The 2483-nt window shown below is 39.1% G+C and carries 4 protein-coding genes; 3 read left to right on the plus strand and 1 reads right to left on the minus strand.

The features are described from left to right. Positions 1–86 precede the first annotated feature (86 nt). Entirely contained in the window at positions 87–305 is a 219-nt protein-coding gene (locus MXE38_RS12070) for a hypothetical protein (RefSeq protein WP_246915421.1), read from the minus strand. Positions 306–674: 369 nt separating this feature from the next. On the opposite strand from MXE38_RS12070, the gene MXE38_RS12075 reads away from it, so the two are divergent. The 3 genes from MXE38_RS12075 to MXE38_RS12085 all read left to right on the plus strand — a co-directional run. After that, positions 675–1613 carry a flagellin gene (locus tag MXE38_RS12075; RefSeq protein ID WP_246915423.1) on the plus strand — a complete coding sequence of 313 codons (939 nt, stop codon included), beginning with the start codon at positions 675–677 and terminating at the stop codon, positions 1611–1613. Between the two features lie 269 nt (positions 1614–1882). Beyond that, entirely contained in the window at positions 1883–2128 is a 246-nt protein-coding gene (locus tag MXE38_RS12080; protein ID WP_246915425.1) for a hypothetical protein, read from the plus strand. Positions 2129–2223: 95 nt separating this feature from the next. Then, on the plus strand, positions 2224–2483 hold a 260-nt coding region (locus tag MXE38_RS12085; RefSeq protein ID WP_246915427.1), incomplete at its 3' end, for a hypothetical protein.

Below are 2483 nucleotides of genomic sequence, written 5' to 3' on the forward strand. Positions count from 1 at the left end.
TATTAGGGCGGAGTAGTAGTTTTGGCACAAAAAAACTACCTCAAGGGTAGCATTTCTAAGAAATATGATAAATAAGCGGTTTTTGCTTAGAAATAAAAATTTAATAATGCCGGGCTATGGTAAAAGACACCATCAACGACACGACCCAAGTATTCACGTGCCCCATCTTTGCCACGGCCAATAGTTGGGTCATAAATTATTTTTCTGCGGATTACAATTAAAGCATCGCCGTTTCGTTGGATTGTGGCTCCTCGAGGAAAATTTTTGATGCGTGAGTAATCCCACTTTGTATTTCTATTTTTCATGTCAAATATGTGTACCATTATAATAAGTCCATTTTAGCGTATTTATAGGTACTTTAGCTTATAGGCATATTACGAGCTCGGGCTTTAGACTTTTAATAGCTGTGTTTAGTTAGGTATTGCGTCATTTTTGAAGGTTAATAGATAACTACTGGCACTAATATTGCTTGGATTATTTCAGATATACACAGCCTTTAGCTAACAGCTATTGGTTTGACTATACGATAGAGATGTTGTCTATTAAAATTCACAGACAAACAATAAAGCTTTTAGGCACACACAATTACTGCTAAATCCTATTTATAAGCCTATTACTCTATCTATTTGGTCAGATAACATTACACATGTTTATCATTTATTGAGAGAATTGTTATGGCACTTTACGTTAATACTAATGTTAGCTCGATTAATGCACAAAGAAAGCTAACCAATGCTACCAATAGCCTGAACGTTAGCTACCAGAGACTTGCATCAGGCCTTAGAATTAACTCTGCAAAAGATGACGCTGCTGGCCTTCAAATTGCCGATCGTTTAACCTCCCAAATCAACGGTTTAAATCAGGGAAATCGTAATACTAACGACGGTATTGCCCTTGCACAGACCATTGAAGGTGCCTTAGACGAAACCACCAACATGCTCCAGCGTATCCGTACCTTAGCCGTGCAATCAGCTAACGGCACAAATACCGCCGAGGATCGTAAGGCTATCCAACAAGAAGTAACTCAGCTTTCTCAAGAAATTAGCCGTATCGCTAATCAAACCACTTTCGCTGGTAAAACTGTGTTACAGGGAAAACAGAAAGGCCTTATTCCAGCTGATGGTAAAATAACATTCCAAGTAGGCGCTAATGCTGGTGACACTTTAGCTCTAAATTGGTCACAAGCATTCACAATGGAAGGTATTGCCTCCCAAGCTAAAATTGAATTTAAAAATGCACTCGCAGATGCATCCCATACAGGCTTATTAATGACAGGAGCCAATGCTGCTGATAAAGGCTTGTGGGCTCGTTGGAGTGTAAGCTCAGCTAAAGCCGCCACAGCTACATTGACTAATATCGATAAATTCATTCAAGTTGTTGACTCCAAGCGTGCATCCTTAGGTGCCCTGCAAAATCGTATGGAAAGCACTATCCGTAATCAGGCCAATATTTCTGAGAATGAGGCTGATGCACGTAGCCGTATTCGTGATACTGATTTTGCCTCTGAGACTGCTGCTCTTACCCAAAACAACATTATCCAGCAGGCCTCCCAATCAGTGCTTGCTCAGGCTAACCAGCGCCCAACTATCGCTTTAAGCTTGCTAGGCGGTTAATAGAATAACAATATCTCTCTCTTTATATTTAGAGGCGGGCGCATGTCCGCCTTTTTTGTACTTAAAGTAAGAGCTTGTTAGGGGTAGAATGCGCTAAGCGTGGCCTTAATGGCATTTGCTGTGTAGTCTTTCTAAAGACTAGAGTTGGTCAAGCTAGCTCTTCGCACATGATTTGGATTTTTTCCACCTGTACGGACGACTTTTAATTAACCAACAGTAAATGATATAATTTATATATCAATTATAGTTTGTACCAAGCAGGGGGCAGTATGTCTAAGTTAAATCCTAAAGTTGTTATCACTACTTGTATTCAAATTGAAGAAGATGGCAAGGTAGTTACAATCCCATTGAGCAGTAAATTAGAGGTCGATAAAGTAACCCCTAAATCTATGGATGATGTTATGAATAGTGTTTGTAAGGCAGAAGAGTACATTGGCAATGTTAAGAACGAGCTACTCTCATCTGTATGTTCCGCTATTCAAAATAATGATGTCAACTCAAAAAAAAACAAGTAACCATTCAGACCTTGGATGGTGTGTGCAAACTTGATGTCAACGCTGTTTTTGTTCCTAAACATAACCCTAATCTTACTTTTAGGACTCCTAAATTAATGTTTGCTTTACTAAGCCAACTCACACACTCTTCATATAGGGATGTACAGAGCGATCTTAAAAATTACAATATATGTGATATTGGTGTATCCACCCTTAAGGATCTTGCAGAAAGGGAGGGAACACTAATTAGAGCCTCTTTTAATGAGCAAAGAAGCAATATTTTAATGAAACATGATTTTAATCCTGATACTGGAAGACCTAATAATGAGGCTGCATTGGTTGCAGCCTGTAAAAATGCTCCTAAAAGCCTGGAGCT

The sequence above is a fragment of the Anaerobiospirillum sp. NML120448 genome, from assembly GCF_023050945.1.
GTDB lineage: Bacteria > Pseudomonadota > Gammaproteobacteria > Enterobacterales > Succinivibrionaceae > Anaerobiospirillum.

Excerpts from the sequence above, each read along its gene's own strand:
- MXE38_RS12070 (WP_246915421.1), bottom strand. The coding sequence starts at position 305 with ATGAAAAATAGAAATACAAAGTGGGATTACTCACGCATCAAAAATTTT.
- MXE38_RS12075 (WP_246915423.1), top strand. The coding sequence starts at position 675 with ATGGCACTTTACGTTAATACTAATGTTAGCTCGATTAATGCACAAAGA.
- MXE38_RS12080 (WP_246915425.1), top strand. The coding sequence starts at position 1,883 with ATGTCTAAGTTAAATCCTAAAGTTGTTATCACTACTTGTATTCAAATT.